The sequence below is a fragment of the Flavobacterium lacustre genome, assembly GCF_027474525.2.
Taxonomy (GTDB): Bacteria; Bacteroidota; Bacteroidia; order Flavobacteriales; family Flavobacteriaceae; genus Flavobacterium; species Flavobacterium lacustre.
On the sequence record NZ_CP114882.2, the window covers coordinates 2,772,002 to 2,789,213 of the forward strand.

Here is a 17,212-nt window from a genome sequence, read left to right on the forward strand (position 1 = left end):
TTAATTTTTTACCCGATACCAATATTGGGTTCTTCCAAACAATGAAACCCCAATATAACCGCGCACTTTGAGTTTATCTTTGGATTCTAAAGTGATGTAGCATTTATAAAGCTTTCCGTTTTTGGGGTCCAGGATTTTACCTGAGCTATATTCGGATCCTTCTTTGGTTAATCCTTTGATGATAATCATACCAAGAATGGGTTTGTTTCTATCTTCACCTGAACAATTTAAACAAACTTTGTCGCGGTGTTCGGCTTCTAAAATCGCCGCTACTTTGCCATAGATTTTTCCTGATTTCTCGTAAATTTCTACAATTGATTTGGCTTTTCCGGTTTCATCATCGATGGTTTTCCATTTTCCGATGACGGTAGGTTGTTGCGCATGAAAAAGTATTGTAAAAAATAAAGTCGAAAGGTAAACAATCCATTTGTTCATAATTGAGTGGTGTTTTAGCCCAGATAGTAGTGAAAATCCTTGTGTGCCGGCGTTCGGCACATAAGATTGTAACGTATAGCTGGATTAGCTTCTGAAAAATTAAACGGTATTTTTCTTTTTTAATTTGTTGATGGTAGCATTCAATTCGAAGCCCAAAAGCAGAATCATGCAGTTAATCCAAATGTAAAACATCAGGATAAGCAGGGTTCCGATGGAGCCGTAAAGTTCGTTGTATTTAGAGAATTTCACTACCCAAATTCCGAAGAAATAGGAAGAAATAATAATCAGAATGGTTGTAAAAACAGAACCAATACTGATGAATTTTGGTCGATGAACTTGCTTCGTTCCAAAGCGCAACAAAACCGAAGAAGTCACCAAAATCATCAAAATAACAAATGCATATCGCCCGAGAATAATCAACGGAATACGGTCGCTTAATACATCCTGAATGATGGTTCTCTGGATGAAAACCTCAAAGACTACAATGATTGCCACGGTAACCAAGAGTATAAAAGACAGGACTAATGACATGCCTAAAGCAACTAAATATTGATGAAAAAAACCACGTTTGATTAATACATGTTTTGAGGATTCGAAACCGCCGAGTATGCCCGATAATCCGTTGGCCATTAAAAAAATGGACAAGATAAATCCGGACGATAATAAGCCGGAATGACTGTTGTTCAGGATATCGCTGATGATTTTATAAATCGCATCATAGGTATTGGGCGGAACTCCTTCCTTGACAAATTCGAGAAAATCATCCTGAAAACCTACTATTGGTATGTATGGAATAAGATTTAAAATAAAAAGCGCAAAGGGAAACAACGCCATAAAAAAACTGAAGGCAACGGCGCTGGCATGGTACGAAAAAGCCCCTTCGATAATGCCCAAAATATACAATTCAAGCAAATCATAAAGGGATAATCCTTGCAGCCATGGCAGTTTTATCTTCTTGAGTACGTTTGCGATGTTGCGTACTATGGGGATTTTTTGGAGCTTTACTTCTATTTCCGCTGACATGATTTATATCGCTTTTAGACTTAAATCCATATTAGAAACAGAGTGTGTTAAAGCCCCTGAGGATATGTAATTTACACCACATTCAGCATACAATCGTATCGTGTCCTCATTGATGTTACCGGAGGATTCTGTTTGGCATTTGTCCCCTATTAAAGCTACGGCGGTACGAGTATCTTCGTAGTTAAAATTGTCTATTAGGATTCGGTGAATGCCTTCGCTTTGCAGGATTTCTTTGATTTCGTCGAGGTTTCTGGCTTCGACTATGATTTTTAAATCTAGATTATTTTCTTGTAAAAAAGCTTTGGTTTTGGCTATTGCCAAAGTGATGCCGCCAGCAAAATCATTATGATTGTCCTTGAGCATAATCATGTCATAGAGGGCAAAACGGTGGTTTTCGCCTCCTCCTATTTTCACTGCCCATTTTTCGGCAGCACGGAAACCGGGTGTGGTTTTACGGGTATCTAATATTTGGGTTTGGGTTCCTTCGAGTAGCTTAACGTATTCCTGAGTTTTTGTAGCAATAGCAGACATGCGTTGCATGGAGTTTAATACTACGCGTTCCGATTTTAAAATAGATTGTGAACTTCCCGAAACGTGAAAAACTACATCACCATATTGTACGGCAGTTCCGTCGTTGATAAAAGTCTCTATTTGCAAACTTGGATCGACATATTCGAATATCATTTTGGCCAAAGCGACACCGGCAATGATACCGTTTTCTTTGACTAACAATTTGGCTTTTCCGTTAGCAGTAGCAGGAATACATGCCAATGAGCTGTAATCTCCAGGACCTACATCTTCGCGGATGGCATTAGCAATTAAGATTTGTAATTCGTTTTGAAACTGGGATTCGCTAATCATTTGGTTGCTTTTTTTAGAACTGCTAAAGTAAGATTTATTTTGCGGACTTGAAAATTTGAAGGTTTGATAATTTAGGTGCGTTTGAAATTATAATGAAATAATATAGCCGTTGTGTGTAATTCATTTTAACACATAGAAACAGAGTAAAAAAGGCATTCCATGTAAAATAAAATGCATAGTGCCATTTGAAAAAGATATTTTGAAAAAGTAATTAAACATAAATGTATGCTTTTCGTTCCATTCTATTTTTTATTATTTGAGGCTCTAAAATAAGTAGCTAAACGTAAACCTTTACCCTTTTGACCTAAAATTTTACGTACAGTAGCGTAAAATTTTACGCTGTACCACCTAAAATTTTACCTTGCCAACCTAAAATTTTAGGTTCAAGACGTAAAATTTTACGTAGGGATACGTAAAAACTTAGATTCTTGACGCAAAATTTTAGGTTATTTTTGAGTTTTTATTGAAAAAATCAACACTTGTTTTTACAACTTATAAATGAAATACTACTAATTCTTTTTTATACCTAATTTTTGAAAATAGCACAAATTATTATTGGAAAATAATCACCCTTTCAGGAATTTATTAACACTACAACGTTTTCCTAAAAACAAAAAAATAGGACACTCTCGTTTTAAAAAGTGTTTTACCTACATTTAACCAACTACAATAATTAATTTCTAAATAAATGAAAAAAATACTTTTTTATGTACCGCTTTTGGTGACTTTCTTTGCTTCGGCTCAAAAGGATTTCACACCCAATTGGAGTAAAGGCGTGGTTTGGTACCAAATTTTCCCAGAGCGTTTCAGCAATGGTGATTTTACAAATGACCCTAAAGGCAGTGATCAGGAAGGTGCTTATCCGTTTGACAGCACTTCGGAATTCCAAGTACATCCTTGGTCAAGTGACTGGTATGAATTACAGCCGTATGAACAAAAAAACGGGAAAGACATTTGGCATAATATTCAACGTCGTCGTTATGGTGGCGATATTCAAGGTATTATTAACAAACTCGATTATCTGAAATCTTTGGGGATAACCTCTCTTTATTTGTGTCCGGTTTTCTGGTCGCCATCTTCACATAAATACGATGCGTTGACGTACCATCATATCGACCCTGCCTTTGGGCCTGACCCAGAAGGAGATAAAAAACTAATTGCTGCGGAAGATCCGTTAAATCCAGAAAAATGGGTTTGGACCAAAGCAGATCTTTTAGCTGTAAAACTGATTGAAGAAGTCCACAAACGCGATATGCACATTATTTTTGACGGAGTTTTTAACCATTTAGGAATTAATAGTTTTGCCTTTAAAGATGTGATTAAAAATCAGGAAGCTTCGGCTTACAAAGACTGGTTTATGGTCGACAGCTGGGACAATGCGGCCAAAAAAACCAAGTTTGAGTACAAAGGTTGGTTTGGCGTAACCACATTACCCGAATTAAAGGAAGATGCCAACGGAATTGTGGAAGGTCCTAAAAACTATATTTTCAATGCTACAAAACGATGGATGAATCCAATGAATAAAGGCAGTCAATACGGTATTGACGGTTGGCGATTAGATGTGGCGTATTGCGTGGCGCATCCGTTCTGGAAAGACTGGAGAAAATGGGTGAAAAGCATTAACAGCGAAGCGTATTTAACCGCAGAATTAGTAGATCCTATTGCTAAAACCCTGCCTTACTTGAGCGGAGATGAATTTGATGCTTCTATGAATTATAATTTTGCTTTTATTACGCACGACTTTTTTGTACAAGATACAACAGGCAGTTCGGTAACCGAATTTGACCAAAAACTGAAAGAATTACGAGATGGTTTTGGCGAAGGTGTTGCACAAAACATGCAAAATTTAGTAGGCAGTCACGATGCAACACGTATTAGTAGTGCGGTGGCCAATCCTGACGGAAAGAAATTTGGAGATTGGGGCGCGTATTTTAATTGGAGTCAAAAGAGCGGTAACAAAACATACAATACTCAAAAACCAACGCCTGTACAACTACAAAAACAAAAATTGATTGCGGCATTCCAAATTTTGTATTTGGGTTCACCAATGATTTATTATGGAGACGAAGCTGGAATGTGGGGAAGTAACGATCCTGATTGTCGCAAGCCTATGGTTTGGGACGACATTAAGTATGACCCGGAAACTACTAATCCGGATCAAAGTAAACATGAGCCAGACCTTGTAGGTTTTAATACCGAACTGTTTCAATGGTACCAAAAATTCTTAGCGGTACGCAATCAATACGATGCGGTTAAAAAAGGAAATTACACCACCATCTTGACAAATGATGCTGAAAAAGTGTATGGTTTCAGTCGTAAATATGAAAATCAGGAAGTATTAGTGTTCATCAATCGAGGTGCTACAACTGCAACGATTACGTTGCCAATCCTCAATAAAGGAAAATACAAAGACGTATTTACCCAAAAGCGCGTAAAGAAACTTTCTGTCTCACCAATGGATATTGTGGTTTTAACTGGAATTTAAACCGTAAAAATCAAATCGAAAAAGGGCAACATTTCAATTGGAATGTTGCCCTTTTTTTATTGTACATGATTTTCAATTCAGGCTAAAATATATTGAAAATTATTTCGTTTTGTAAAATCAACAATAAACAACGCATACCACTGATTATTAATAAATTATCAATATATTTAATACCTGTAAAAGTCCCCGATATTTTAACTGAAAATCATTTTAAATTCGTTAAAAAAACAAAATAAACCTACCAAAAGAAGCTTTTAGAAGATCATTCATAAACGCAAAAAATGGTATGCAACCCACATCTACAGATAACTTTTGGCAGTTTGACACTGACTATTGGTTTAAAAAGCTAAAGAGTTCCAGACAAGGAATAACAAAATTAGAAGCGGAAAAAATCTTACTTCATGCAGGACTGCATCCCAAAAGTAAATCGATACTAAAAAAAGATTTTTTACTTTTTATCCGTCAATTTAAAAGTCCAATTATGTTATTGTTGATAGGAGCAATATTTCTTTCTGCATTTCTAGGCGACACCTCTGATATGTTTATTATTATATTTATTGTGACATCATCGGGACTGCTTAGTTTTTTTCAGGAAAGAAACGCCAGCAGAATTGTAACGCAATTGCAATCGATGATTTCTATAAAAAGTAGCGTGTTGCGCGATGGAATTGTAACAGAAATTATTTCGAAACATATTGTGGCCGGCGACGTACTACTTTTGAATGCCGGTGATTTGTTACCCGCAGATTGCAGAATCATCGAAGCCACTGAACTCTATGCGAATGAATCCAGTTTAACCGGAGAATCGTTTCCGGTGAGAAAAGAAGTTGGAATTCTGGAAGAGTTGACAGAACTTTCCCAAAGAAAAAATTGCCTTTGGGAAGGAACTAATATTGTTAGTGGCAATGCCAAAGCTTTAGTGATACAAACTGGAGACCAAACTGTTTTTGGTTCTATTGCCCAAAGCGTAACTAATGTAGTGGAAACCTCTTTTGAAAAAGGAATTAAGGACTTTGGTTTTTTTTTATTAAAAATAACATTGCTACTCGCCGTTTTTATTTTGGTAGTTAATTTATTAAATCATAAAAACCCAATTGAATCTGCATTATTTGCATTAGCGTTAGCTGTTGGTATGGCTCCTGAACTACTTCCTGCTATTTCAACTATTGCCATGAGTGCCGGTGCAAGACGAATGCTGGATAAAAAAGTAATTGTAAAAAAATTATCTTCAATTCAAAACCTTGGAGAAGTAAACTTATTATGTACTGATAAAACGGGTACTATAACGGAAGGTAACATCAAAATATCAGGTTTAATTGATGGTTTTGGACAAGAAAGTGATTTTGTACAACAACTAGCGTATTGGAATGCCACTTTTGAAACTGGCTACTCTAATGCTATTGATGACGCCTTACGACAATTGAAATTAAAAACCGGAGAAAATGCACAAAAAATTGGAGAAGTTCCTTATGATTTCATCAGAAAACGATTAAGCATTGCCATAATAACCAACTCCCAAAAGCTATTAATCAGTAAAGGTGCTTTTCTACCTATTCTCAGCATTTGTACCAAAATAAAATTAGGAGATGGAACTCATGATGATATTGCTCTGTACAAAGAGGAATTAGAAAATAAATTTGAACACTTTGGTTCCGATGGTTTTCGTGCCATTGGAATTTGTTACAAAGAGATATCATCCGAAAATATTTCTAAAGAAATGGAAACCGAAATGGTTTTTGCCGGTTTTATTCTGTTAAATGATCCCGTAAAAGCTGATATAATTGCAACCATTATCGAATTACATAAACTGAATGTAGGTTTAAAAATTATAACCGGAGACAATAAAAATGTAGCGAAATCAATTGCACAACATATTGGTATAAAAAATCCTGTAGTGCTGACTGGAAAAGAACTTTTCAACATTAATCCGGAAGGCCTAAAACAGCTCGTAAAGAAAACACATATTTTTGCCGAAGTAGAACCGCAACAAAAAGAACGCATCATTTTAGCTTTACGAAAAACCTACACAGTTGCTTATATGGGTGATGGAATCAATGATGTTTCGGCAATTACAGCAGCCGATGTGGGAATATCTGTAGAAAATGCTGTTGATGTGACCAGAGAAGCCGCAGATTTTGTATTAATGGAAAAAAATTTAATGGTTATCGTTGACGGAATCAAAGAAGGAAGAAAGACCTTTGCGAATACGCTCAAATATTTATATATCAGCACCGGTTCTACCTTTGGAAACATGTGCAGTGTTGCTGCAGCTTCCTTAATATTGCCTTTTTTACCCATGCTCCCAAAACAGATACTATTAACTAATTTTCTAACCGATTTTCCTTTTCTCACCGTAACATCAGACAATGTGGATGCGGAACAAATAGTAAGACCCGGAAAATGGAACCTAAATTTAATTCGTAATTATATGGTTATTTTTGGAATTCATAGTGCGCTGTTTGACGTTATTACTTTTATCACTCTTTTGTTTGTCTTAAAAGTTAAAGAATCCGAATTTCAAACTGGCTGGTTCATAGAATCTGTATTATCTGAACTCTTTATTCTTTTCATCATTAGAACCCATAAAAGCTTTTTCAGAAGCAAACCCGGAACATATCTTTTTATATTGAGCAGTATTGCCTTATTAACAACAATTGGACTACCCTATTTACCTATTGCTAAAGAAATTGGCCTAAGTCCTTTACCTCTAATCAATCTTTTTGCTATGCTGCTTATTGTAATACTTTATATCATTACGGCAGATATTTTGAAAGTTTGGTTTTTCAAAAAATACCATCGTGCCTGAAGTAATATAAGTGAATCTATTTATAAAAAAGGGCAACATTTCAATTGGAATGTTGCCCTTTTTTATGATCTAAAAGTAGTTTTTAAGAGTTGCTTTGTCTTGCTACTTCTCCGTGATGTAAAATATCTAATCCTACCGTTTGATCCTCTTCGTTGATGCGAACCGGAATAAATCGGTTGATAATTTTAAATAATAACACCGTAAAGAAAAAAGCATAACTGGTAGCAAACAAAATTGCTATACATTCTTTGAACAGTAACATTCCGTCACCACCGTAGAATAAACCATTTGGAATTGCTTCATTAATTGTGCTGTTCGCAAAGAAACCCATACAAATTGTTCCAATGATACCTCCCATCCCGTGAACGCCCCATACATCAAGCGCATCATCCCAACCTTTGTGTTCTTTGAATTTAACCGCTGCAAAACATCCAAAAGCAGCGATAATACCAATAATAGCCGATGAATAAATATCGACATAACCGGCAGCTGGAGTAATTGTTGCTAATCCGGCTACTGCACCAGTCATTAAACCAATAAACGTTGGTTTCTTTTTACCGGTATTCCATTCGATTAGTAACCAAGTCACAGCGGCAAATGAAGCGGCAGTATCGGTGTTAAGAAAGGACGAAATAGTAATTGAATTCACAGCCAATTCACTTCCCGCGTTAAAACCGTACCAACCAAACCAAAGCAAGGCGGTTCCAATTGCCACCAACGGAATATTATTAGGTTCGTGTTTCGTTTGTCTTTTCCCTACAAAATATACAGATGCCAAAGCAGCAAAACCTGCAGTAGCATGAACGGTAATTCCACCTGCGAAATCAAAAACACCCCATTCAGCAAGCAATCCGCCACCCCAAACCATATGAACGAATGGATAATAAACGAATATTTGCCACAAAATAAGGAAAACAACATATGATTTAAACGAAACTCTATTGATAAAAGCACCTGTAATTAAGGCTGGCGTAATGATGGCAAACATCATTTGGTATGCAATAAATATATATTCCGGAAAACGTTTGTCAGCAGAATATAAAGTAGAAGGTGTAATTCCGTGATAAAAGGCTTTATCAAAATTCCCTATGATTCCAAAAAAATCAGTTCCGGAGTCCACATTTCCACTAAAACAAAGCGAGTAACCGAAAGCAAACCAAAGTACTGTTCCTATTCCCATAGAAACAAAGCTTTGCATCATAATACTCAAAATATTTTTATTACAACCCAATCCGCCATAAAAAAAAGCAAGACCAGGTGTCATCAACATTACCAAACTAGTGGCAAGAATCATAAAGGTGGTTAATCCAACATCTAACATAATATTTTTTTTAGTTTTGCGCAAAATTATACAAATCCGCTAATATTTTTACGCCATTTTTATATCATTTTTTATAAAAATTGTTAATTTTATATAAAACGAGGTGGTACAGACTGCTATTTTACATTATTAAAGATTATTACCCCCTAAAAATTAGCAGTGTATAATTAAAATAAATGAATTATTTTAATTTTTTCAGGATTTGACTTCATTTTTTTAAGTCTACCAAATCATTTATATTTACACCCGATTTAGTCTCTTATGAAGCCCTTATTTTATGGTGACTAATGCTTTTTAGACCTAAAATAACTCCTATGAAATTACACTATACTCTTATTTTTTCAATAGTTATGCAGCTTGGTTTTGCGCAATCTGCCAGCCTTTATTTTGACAAAATAAGAACCAATGAAGCCGCTTTGACCGCATTCTTTTCTCAAATGCCCAAAGGAGGCGATTTACACCACCACTATTCCGGTTCTATATATGCGGAACCCGTTTTAAACTATGCCATTACCGAAAATTTTTATTTAAATACCGAAACAATGGTCGTTGCCAGAGAAAAGCCGACCAAAGGAAATTGGGTTCTTTTTTCGGATTTAAAAAATGAAAATCAATTAGACCGTTACAAACAACAGATTATGCAAAAATGGTCTGTCAAGGATTACAATCACGTGGATTATCCATCGGATAAATTATTTTTTGAGTCTTTTGAAAAGTTCATGCCCGCTGCAGACGAAATGTTTAAATCAGGTTTATTAGAATTGAAAAACAGAGCTATAAAAGAAAATTTGAGCTACATAGAAACCCAATTGTCTACCATTCCGGCGCCAATAAATCTGGAGAATTGGACAAAATTTAATGTCCAATTGCGGGAAATGGCAGCCAAAAAAGACGAAAAAGCAATTTTGGCTTTATTAGACAAACTGTATATTGCTTTGCAGGAAAAGAATGTTTCAGGCTACGCCAAAGATTTTAATACCAATTTTGTCGCAAAATTACATACTGATTTAAAGATTGACGATGAACGTTTCACGATGCGTTACCAGAATTTTGTATTGCGTTTTATGGAACCGACTGAGTTATTCAAGAATTTGGTTGTGGCTTTTATATCAGCTGATACGAGCCCTTTAATGGCGGGTGTAAACATTGTTTCTCCCGAAGATGGGGAAACTTCAATGAAAGATTATTGGTTGCATATGCTGATGTTTAAATATTGCCATTCTCGTTTTCCAAATGTAAAATATACATTGCATGCGGGCGAATTGACTTTAGGATTGGTTCAACCGGAAGAATTAACTTGGCATATAAACTCCGCAGTTTATGATGCAGGTGCCAATAGAATTGGCCATGGAGTTGACATGGCGTATGAAGCAAAATCATATGAGTTGTTGCAATACATGGCTAAAAACAAAATTGTTATCGAAATTAATTTGGTTAGCAATGAGTTTATTTTGAAAGTAAAAGAAAACCGTCATCCTATAAGTTTGTACAAAGAATTTGGTGTTCCCATTGTTATCAGTACGGACGATGCGGGGATTTTAAGAACAAATATGACTGAACAATACGTTTTATTGGCCAAGCGCTATACAGACATTTCATACTCAGACATCAAAGAATTTGTATACAACAGCATCAATTACAGCTTTATCAAAGACGCATCGGTAAAGAAAGAATTATTGCGAAATCTGGATGCCCGATTCAAAACTTTTGAGAAAAATTTTGAAAAGAAGTAATTCTTTTTTCTAATTATTTTATTTCAATTCTAAATTTCCACCTTTGAAATTATAATCAAATGAACATTAAACTCATCGCAATTGGCAAAACGGATAATAAAGCATTACAATCTTTAATTGATGATTATACCAAGCGTTTATCTTTTTATATCAAATTTGAACTGGATATTATTCCTGATATTAAGAATGTGAAAAATCTGTCTGAAGATCAGCAAAAAGAAAAAGAAGGCGAATTGATTTTGGCAAAAATAACTCCGACGGACCAACTTATTTTATTAGATGAAAACGGAAAAAACTTCTCCAGCGTAGGTTTTTCAGCCGAATTACAGAAGAAAATGAATTCAGGTGTAAAAACATTGGTTTTTGTAATTGGTGGTCCTTACGGTTTTTCGGATGCCGTTTATGCTAAAGCGCAAGGAAAAATTTCACTCTCACTTATGACATTTTCTCATCAAATGGTTCGTTTGTTTTTTATAGAGCAAGTATATCGTGGCTTTACAATTTTGAAAAACGAACCGTATCATCATCAGTAAATTTCAGTTGGCAGATGATGAGATTTAGTAAATGAATTCTTCAATACTATCCGATTGTTTTTCTAAGGATTCCATCAGAATTTTATTTTGAATGTACATTCCGTAACTCATATTGGCATCAAAAGCAAAACGGATTGTGTCCGAATTGATTTTTACATTTTTGAAAAATGCATTAAAATAAGCTCTTTTTACAGCTAAATCATTTACCCAAATTTCATTATTTTTATTAAAAAAGACAATAGTTCCAGATTTTGGTTTCCCCATTTTATAATATACTTCCGTGAAAGGAATAAAAGCCATGTTTTTACCAATACTGTCTGCGTAGGAATAATAATTCAGTGCTGCTTCGTTCTTATGTGCTTTTTCTTCCCGCTTTTTTTGTTGCAATTTCATGACTTCTAGAATTACTAATCGCAAAGGCAAACGCTTGTCGATATTCAAAATCCAATTAGTCGTAATAATGCTGTTTTTTCGGTTTACATCGGCTACCGTATCTTTACCATTTATTTTAAAAAAAATGTAAATCGGCGAATGATCCTGAATATCTTTTACCAGAGTTACATTTGATTTTGGCAACAAAATATCTTTTTTATTTCCACAGGAAAAGAAAATAAAAAGAAAAATCAGCATGGAGTATTTCATAATTTTAGTAGATTTTATTGAATAAAGTCACACATTCCATCGCTTCTTTCACATCATGAACCCGAAGGATTTTTGCGCCTTTTGTCAATGCAATTGTATTTAAAACAGTAGTTCCGTTTAAAGCTTCTTCTGCATTAGAATTCAGTGTTTTATAAATCATTGATTTTCTGGAAACACCGATCAACAAGGGTAATTCTAACAAGTTGAATAAATCTAGTTTTTGAAACACTTCGTAATTTTGCTCTACTGTTTTTGCAAAGCCAAATCCAGGATCTGTAATCAAATCATTAATGCCAAAACTTCGTGCTTTTGCAATTCGTTCCGAAAAATAAAAAAGCATTTCTTTCACAATATCGTCATACTGAGTCAATGTTTGCATCGTTTGTGGCGTTCCTTTCATGTGCATCATAATATACGGAACGCTGTATTTTGCAACTGTTTCCAACATTTTTTCGTCAAGATGCCCGGCAGAAATATCGTTGATAATTGCAGCGCCACTTTCGATACTGGCTTTGGCTACTTCGGCACGAAAGGTATCAATAGAAAGAATGGTTTCCGGAAAATGTTTAAGTATCAAATTCACCACAGGGATGATTCTCGAAATTTCTTCTTGTTCTGATACAAACTCGGCGCTTGGCTTGCTGGAATATGCACCAACATCAATAAACGTGGCACCTTCTGAACTCATTCTTTCAACTCTGGAAAGGATTTCACTTTCGTTTTTATATTTTCCACCATCAAAAAAAGAATTCGGGGTAACATTCAAAATCCCCATTATTTTGGGAATGGTCAAATCGATGAGTTGTCCTTTACAATTTATTGTCATTCGTTTTCGGTATTCTGTTAAAAAAATTGTGGCACTCAAAATTCGAAAATCTTCAATCTTGAATTTCAATCAAAAAATAATCCTTATTTTTGAGCAAATTTACACAAATAAACAGCATTAAATGAAGAATACTTCACAAGAATATGATAGCGTAATTGCGATTTGCCGCACTTTATTTATCAACAAAATGAAAGATTACGGTAGTGCTTGGCGCATCTTAAGACTACCTTCTTTAACGGATCAAATTTTCATAAAAGCACAACGGATCAGAAGTTTACAAGAAAACGAAATTCGAAAAGTTGATGAAGATGAAACCGGAGAATTCATTGGAATCATCAATTATTCAATCATGGCTTTAATTCAATTGGAATTAGGCGTTGTAGATCAACCTGATTTAGACGTAGAAAAAGCAACAGCATTATACGATTCAAAAATCAAACTTACCAAAGATTTAATGGAAGCTAAAAACCATGATTATGGTGAAGCTTGGCGCGAAATGCGAGTAAGTTCTTTGACTGATTTGATTCTGCAAAAACTCCTTCGCGTAAAACAAATTGAAGACAATAAAGGAAAAACTTTAGTCTCTGAAGGAATTGATGCTAATTATCAGGATATGATTAATTATTCTGTTTTTGCCTTGATTTTGATGGGAGAAAACAAATAACTCCTTTTTTGATTTAGTAATTACACTTTCAAAATAAATCCTAAAAATACAAATCAAATAATATGATTTCTCTAAAAAATGCCCTCACTCAATTCTCACGAATTTTCGTTGGAATTTTATTTATCATTTCTGGTTTAATTAAACTAAATGACCCGCTTGGATTCTCTTATAAACTGGCCGAATATTTTAGTGAACCCGTTTTTAATCTGCCGGTTTTTATTCCGTTTGCTTTGGCTATAGCCTTATTCTTAGTTATTCTTGAAGTGATTTTAGGTGTTATGTTGCTTATTGGTTACCAATCAAAATTGACGATTTGTAGCCTGTTGTTACTCATTATCATGTTCACATTTCTCACTTTTTATTCCGCTTATTTTGATGTGGTTAAAGATTGTGGCTGTTTTGGTGATGCGTTACATTTAACACCTTGGCAATCGTTTACAAAAGACATTATACTATTGTTTTTTATTCTGATTTTGTTTTTTAATCAAAAATTGGTTAAGCCTTTATTTAGCAATCGTGTCCAAAATAGTTTAGCGATTATAAGTTTTATTTTGTGTGCTTTTATGGGCTATTGGGTCATAAATCATTTGCCTTTAAAGGATTTTCGTCCGTTTCAAGTGGGAAATAACATCCAGAAAGGAATGCGAATTCCGGATAATGCGCCAAAAAGCATAGTCGAAATGGTTTTCATTTATAAAGTAAATGGCGTGGATAAAGAGTTTACAGAGAAAGATTTAATGTCAATTCCGGAAGGCGCGACCTTTGTAGACCGAAAAGATAAAGTAATCGTAGAAGGATACGTTCCTCCTATTCATGATTTCGGTATGGAAAAAGATGGTTCTGATTATAAAGAAGAATTCTTGGACAAGCCAAAACTAATGCTTTTTGTAGCCTATGATTTAACGCTTTCAGATAAAAAAGGAATGTCAGAATTAGAGAAATTAAAACAAACTGCTTCCGCAAAAGGGTATACCGTTATTGGAATGACAGGATCATCACCGGAAGAAATTGCCAAAACTAAAAAACAATTTGGTTTTACCTTTGATTTTTATTTCTGTGACGCTATTGCTTTAAAAACTATCGAAAGAGCCAATCCAAGTGTTGTAATTCTTGAAAAAGGAACTGTGAAACAGAAAGTGCATTACAATGATATTGAAGATTTGAAATTGTAAAACACAAAGAGTAAAACCTTAAGTGTTAGTATTAATTTTTTATTAACTATATCGATATTGCTTGTTATTTTTAGGATTCTGCTCTCAAAATTCTTAAAACTACCAACTGCTTTCCATTTCTTTGATTAACTTTGTGAAAATTATAAATAAATGAAAAAAATAATTATTTTACTAATCGCTTTTGCCACTTTTTCTTGTTCCAATGCTCAAAAAACTTCCTTTTCAAAAGAAGCTTTATCAGAAACTTTATTGGCAACTGACGGAAGTCAGGTAGCTTTTCAAGATATCTTAAAAAAATATGAAGGTAAAACTTTAGTAATTGAAATTTGGGCTTCTTGGTGTGGTGATTGTGTAAAAGCAATGCCAAAAATTAAAGAACTGCAAGCCAATAATCCAGAAGTGGCTTATCTGTTTATTTCGATGGATAAAACTGCCGACAAATGGAAAACTGGAATTGAAAAACACGAATTGAAAGGCGATCACTTTATGGCCAATGACCAAATGAAAGGTGTTTTTGCCAAAGCAATGGATGTAAATTGGATTCCAAGATATATCATAGTTGACAAAACGGGTAAAATTGCTCTTTATAAAGCCATCGAAACTGATTTTGATATCATAAATGAAACGTTGAAAAAGTTGAAATAATCACTTTTTACATAAAAACAAAAACACGAATACCTTAATATAAATACAATTAAAATGAGAAAGAAGATTGTTGCAGGAAACTGGAAAATGCATAAAAATGCAGAACAAACTGAAGATTTATTAAACGAATTAATAGCACAAATCCCAACCGAAACAACTGCACAAGTAATTGTAGCACCTACATTTGTTAACTTGGCATCTGCTGTTGATCATTTAGAATTCACAAATATTGCTGTTGCAGCACAAAACGTACATCAAGCAGAAAGCGGAGCTTTTACAGGTGAGATTTCAGCTGATATGCTTAAAAGTGTTGGTGTAAATACTGTAATTCTTGGACATTCAGAGCGTAGAGCCATTTTCCATGAAACAGATGCATTAATTGCGAGTAAAGTAAATACTGCTTTGAAACATGAAATGACTGTTATTTTCTGTTTTGGAGAAGAATTAAAAGACCGTCAATCTGCTAATCATTTTAACATTGTTGAAAACCAATTGAAAGATGGTTTATTCCATATCGAAGCAAAAGCTTGGGAAAACATTGTTTTGGCTTACGAGCCAGTTTGGGCAATTGGAACCGGAGAAACAGCTTCACCGGAACAAGCACAAGAAATGCACGAATTCATCAGAGAAACTGTTCGTAAAGCATTTGGAAGTGACGTTGCCGAAGATGTTTCTATCCTTTACGGTGGAAGTGTAAAACCAGATAACGCAAAAGAAATTTTCTCTAAACCAGATGTAGACGGAGGTCTTATTGGTGGAGCAGCACTTAACGCAAAAGATTTTGTTGCGATTATTAACGCAGCAGTTTAAAATTTTATACACAAATCAAAAAGCGGTAATTCCAGAATTACCGCTTTTTTTTGTTTTTAATTCTTCTGTAAAAAGATAATGTTACCTTTGCAAAAAAAATTAAACATGTCAAACATTTATATCGGATATCATTTTACCATTGAACCTAAAGAACTGGGTTCAGAAATATTAATTGCAGAGTTAGGCGAAAAAGCATTCGAAAGTTTTACCGAGACGGAAACGGGCATTTCTGCTTATGTTCAAAAAGATTTATGGGACGAAATGATTTTAGAAGATATTCACATTTTACAATCAGAGGAATTCGAAATTGATTATACTTTTGAAGAAATCGAACAAGTAAATTGGAATGAAGAATGGGAAAAGAATTTTGAACCTATCGACGTCGATGGGAATTGTCATGTTCGCGCCCCATTTCATCCCCAAACAAATGCCGAGTTTGACATTGTAATTGAACCAAAAATGAGTTTCGGAACCGGTCATCATGAAACAACTCACATGATGATTCAGCATTTATTAGAAATAGATGTAAACGGATTAAAAACACTTGATATGGGCTGCGGAACAGCTATTTTGGCAATTCTTGCCGAAATGAAAGGGGCTCAACCAATCGATGCTATTGATATTGACAATTGGTGTTACCTCAATTCCATCGAAAATGCAGAACGCAACAATTGCAAGCAAATAACAGTTTACGAAGGTGATGCGAGTTTATTGAAAGATAAAAAATACGATTTAATCATCGCTAATATCAATAGAAATATTTTGTTAAACGACATGCAAAGTTATGTTGATTGTCTAAATCCAAAAGGGACATTACTATTGAGTGGTTTTTATGAAGAAGACATCCCTTACATTGATGCTTCTTGCACAGAGAAGGGCTTAACTTATGTTAAAAAATTTCAAAGAAACAATTGGGTTTCTTTAAAATACGTAAATTAGTATTATTTTTTATTAATTACGAAAGTACAAAAACCTACCAAATGAGTACTAAAGAAAAAGTAAGAGAAAGAGTAAGTGTCAAAGAAATTACAAGTCTGGATAATGAAATTGTAGTTTATAATGACGACGTAAATACATTTGACCATGTAATTGACACCTTAATCCGTGTTTGTAGTCATACCGCGGAACAGGCCGAACAATGTTCGCTAATTGTTCATTATAATGGAAAATGTACCGTAAAAACGGGTCCTTATGACAAATTAAAACCCCAATGCACCCAATTACTCGAAGCTGGCCTGAGTGCCGAAATAGTTTAA

General features: G+C 34.5%; 16 protein-coding genes. 10 read left to right on the forward strand and 6 right to left on the reverse strand.

The genetic code is table 11. The features are described from left to right. The 3 genes from O6P34_RS12045 to nadC all read right to left on the reverse strand — a co-directional run bounded on the left by O6P34_RS12045 (position 1) and on the right by nadC (position 2,319). A complete protein-coding gene (locus O6P34_RS12045; protein WP_269684756.1) occupies positions 1-435 on the reverse strand; it encodes a DUF2147 domain-containing protein in 435 nt (144 codons plus the stop codon). Positions 436-534: 99 nt separating this feature from the next. Further along, on the reverse strand, positions 535-1,458 hold the full coding sequence (locus tag O6P34_RS12050) for a YihY/virulence factor BrkB family protein (protein WP_269684757.1): 924 nt from the start codon (positions 1,456-1,458) through the stop codon (positions 535-537). Between the two features lie 3 nt (positions 1,459-1,461). After that, a complete protein-coding gene (gene nadC / locus O6P34_RS12055) occupies positions 1,462-2,319 on the reverse strand; it encodes a carboxylating nicotinate-nucleotide diphosphorylase (protein WP_269684758.1) in 858 nt (285 codons plus the stop codon). A gap of 688 nt (positions 2,320-3,007) precedes the next feature. Here nadC and O6P34_RS12060 point away from each other — a divergent pair. Together O6P34_RS12060 and mgtA are read left to right on the forward strand one after the other, a co-directional pair. Continuing rightward, entirely contained in the window at positions 3,008-4,804 is a 1,797-nt protein-coding gene (locus O6P34_RS12060; RefSeq protein ID WP_269684759.1) for a glycoside hydrolase family 13 protein, read from the forward strand. A gap of 286 nt (positions 4,805-5,090) precedes the next feature. After that, positions 5,091-7,610: a magnesium-translocating P-type ATPase gene (gene mgtA, locus O6P34_RS12065; protein WP_269684760.1), complete on the forward strand. Its 2,520-nt coding sequence runs from the start codon at positions 5,091-5,093 to the stop codon at positions 7,608-7,610. Between the two features lie 82 nt (positions 7,611-7,692). Here the strand turns inward: mgtA and O6P34_RS12070 are convergent, their stop codons facing one another. Next, positions 7,693-8,931: an ammonium transporter gene (locus tag O6P34_RS12070; RefSeq protein ID WP_269684761.1), complete on the reverse strand. Its 1,239-nt coding sequence runs from the start codon at positions 8,929-8,931 to the stop codon at positions 7,693-7,695. Positions 8,932-9,245: 314 nt separating this feature from the next. Here O6P34_RS12070 and O6P34_RS12075 point away from each other — a divergent pair, with 314 nt between their 5' ends. Further along, positions 9,246-10,664 (forward strand): amidohydrolase family protein, encoded by a 1,419-nt coding sequence (locus tag O6P34_RS12075; RefSeq protein ID WP_269684762.1) that lies wholly within the window; start codon positions 9,246-9,248, stop codon positions 10,662-10,664. Positions 10,665-10,723: 59 nt separating this feature from the next. Then, positions 10,724-11,197, forward strand: coding sequence for a 23S rRNA (pseudouridine(1915)-N(3))-methyltransferase RlmH (gene rlmH, locus O6P34_RS12080; RefSeq protein WP_269684763.1), 474 nt, complete (start codon positions 10,724-10,726; stop codon positions 11,195-11,197). Positions 11,198-11,221: 24 nt separating this feature from the next. On the opposite strand, the gene O6P34_RS12085 is transcribed toward rlmH, so the two are convergent. Together O6P34_RS12085 and folP are read right to left on the reverse strand one after the other, a co-directional pair. Then, positions 11,222-11,839 carry a hypothetical protein gene (locus O6P34_RS12085; protein ID WP_269684764.1) on the reverse strand — a complete coding sequence of 206 codons (618 nt, stop codon included), beginning with the start codon at positions 11,837-11,839 and terminating at the stop codon, positions 11,222-11,224. A 4-nt stretch (positions 11,840-11,843) separates the two neighbouring features. Continuing rightward, on the reverse strand, positions 11,844-12,665 hold the full coding sequence (gene folP, locus O6P34_RS12090; RefSeq protein WP_269684765.1) for a dihydropteroate synthase: 822 nt from the start codon (positions 12,663-12,665) through the stop codon (positions 11,844-11,846). Positions 12,666-12,786: 121 nt separating this feature from the next. Between folP and O6P34_RS12095 the strand changes: the two genes are divergently transcribed. From O6P34_RS12095 to O6P34_RS12120, 6 genes are all read left to right on the forward strand, one after another. Further along, a complete protein-coding gene (locus O6P34_RS12095; protein ID WP_269684766.1) occupies positions 12,787-13,329 on the forward strand; it encodes a DUF1599 domain-containing protein in 543 nt (180 codons plus the stop codon). Positions 13,330-13,391: 62 nt separating this feature from the next. Next, complete coding sequence (locus tag O6P34_RS12100) at positions 13,392-14,501, forward strand: BT_3928 family protein (RefSeq protein ID WP_269684767.1); 1,110 nt, start codon at positions 13,392-13,394, stop codon at positions 14,499-14,501. Positions 14,502-14,651: 150 nt separating this feature from the next. Then, complete coding sequence (locus O6P34_RS12105; protein WP_269684768.1) at positions 14,652-15,146, forward strand: TlpA family protein disulfide reductase; 495 nt, start codon at positions 14,652-14,654, stop codon at positions 15,144-15,146. Between the two features lie 54 nt (positions 15,147-15,200). Then, positions 15,201-15,956, forward strand: coding sequence for a triose-phosphate isomerase (gene tpiA, locus O6P34_RS12110; protein ID WP_269684769.1), 756 nt, complete (start codon positions 15,201-15,203; stop codon positions 15,954-15,956). Between the two features lie 105 nt (positions 15,957-16,061). Continuing rightward, positions 16,062-16,895, forward strand: coding sequence for a 50S ribosomal protein L11 methyltransferase (gene prmA, locus O6P34_RS12115; RefSeq protein ID WP_269684770.1), 834 nt, complete (start codon positions 16,062-16,064; stop codon positions 16,893-16,895). A 41-nt stretch (positions 16,896-16,936) separates the two neighbouring features. Then, a complete protein-coding gene (locus O6P34_RS12120) occupies positions 16,937-17,212 on the forward strand; it encodes an ATP-dependent Clp protease adaptor ClpS (protein ID WP_269684771.1) in 276 nt (91 codons plus the stop codon).

What these genes read in the sequence shown, in the direction of transcription:
- O6P34_RS12045 (WP_269684756.1), bottom strand. Translation starts at nt 435, where the DNA reads ATGAACAAATGGATTGTTTACCTTTCGACTTTATTTTTTACAATACTT.
- O6P34_RS12050 (WP_269684757.1), bottom strand. Translation starts at nt 1,458, where the DNA reads ATGTCAGCGGAAATAGAAGTAAAGCTCCAAAAAATCCCCATAGTACGC.
- nadC (WP_269684758.1), bottom strand. Translation starts at nt 2,319, where the DNA reads ATGATTAGCGAATCCCAGTTTCAAAACGAATTACAAATCTTAATTGCT.
- O6P34_RS12060 (WP_269684759.1), top strand. Translation starts at nt 3,008, where the DNA reads ATGAAAAAAATACTTTTTTATGTACCGCTTTTGGTGACTTTCTTTGCT.
- mgtA (WP_269684760.1), top strand. Translation starts at nt 5,091, where the DNA reads ATGCAACCCACATCTACAGATAACTTTTGGCAGTTTGACACTGACTAT.
- O6P34_RS12070 (WP_269684761.1), bottom strand. Translation starts at nt 8,931, where the DNA reads ATGTTAGATGTTGGATTAACCACCTTTATGATTCTTGCCACTAGTTTG.
- O6P34_RS12075 (WP_269684762.1), top strand. Translation starts at nt 9,246, where the DNA reads ATGAAATTACACTATACTCTTATTTTTTCAATAGTTATGCAGCTTGGT.
- rlmH (WP_269684763.1), top strand. Translation starts at nt 10,724, where the DNA reads ATGAACATTAAACTCATCGCAATTGGCAAAACGGATAATAAAGCATTA.
- O6P34_RS12085 (WP_269684764.1), bottom strand. Translation starts at nt 11,839, where the DNA reads ATGAAATACTCCATGCTGATTTTTCTTTTTATTTTCTTTTCCTGTGGA.
- folP (WP_269684765.1), bottom strand. Translation starts at nt 12,665, where the DNA reads ATGACAATAAATTGTAAAGGACAACTCATCGATTTGACCATTCCCAAA.
- O6P34_RS12095 (WP_269684766.1), top strand. Translation starts at nt 12,787, where the DNA reads ATGAAGAATACTTCACAAGAATATGATAGCGTAATTGCGATTTGCCGC.
- O6P34_RS12100 (WP_269684767.1), top strand. Translation starts at nt 13,392, where the DNA reads ATGATTTCTCTAAAAAATGCCCTCACTCAATTCTCACGAATTTTCGTT.
- O6P34_RS12105 (WP_269684768.1), top strand. Translation starts at nt 14,652, where the DNA reads ATGAAAAAAATAATTATTTTACTAATCGCTTTTGCCACTTTTTCTTGT.
- tpiA (WP_269684769.1), top strand. Translation starts at nt 15,201, where the DNA reads ATGAGAAAGAAGATTGTTGCAGGAAACTGGAAAATGCATAAAAATGCA.
- prmA (WP_269684770.1), top strand. Translation starts at nt 16,062, where the DNA reads ATGTCAAACATTTATATCGGATATCATTTTACCATTGAACCTAAAGAA.
- O6P34_RS12120 (WP_269684771.1), top strand. Translation starts at nt 16,937, where the DNA reads ATGAGTACTAAAGAAAAAGTAAGAGAAAGAGTAAGTGTCAAAGAAATT.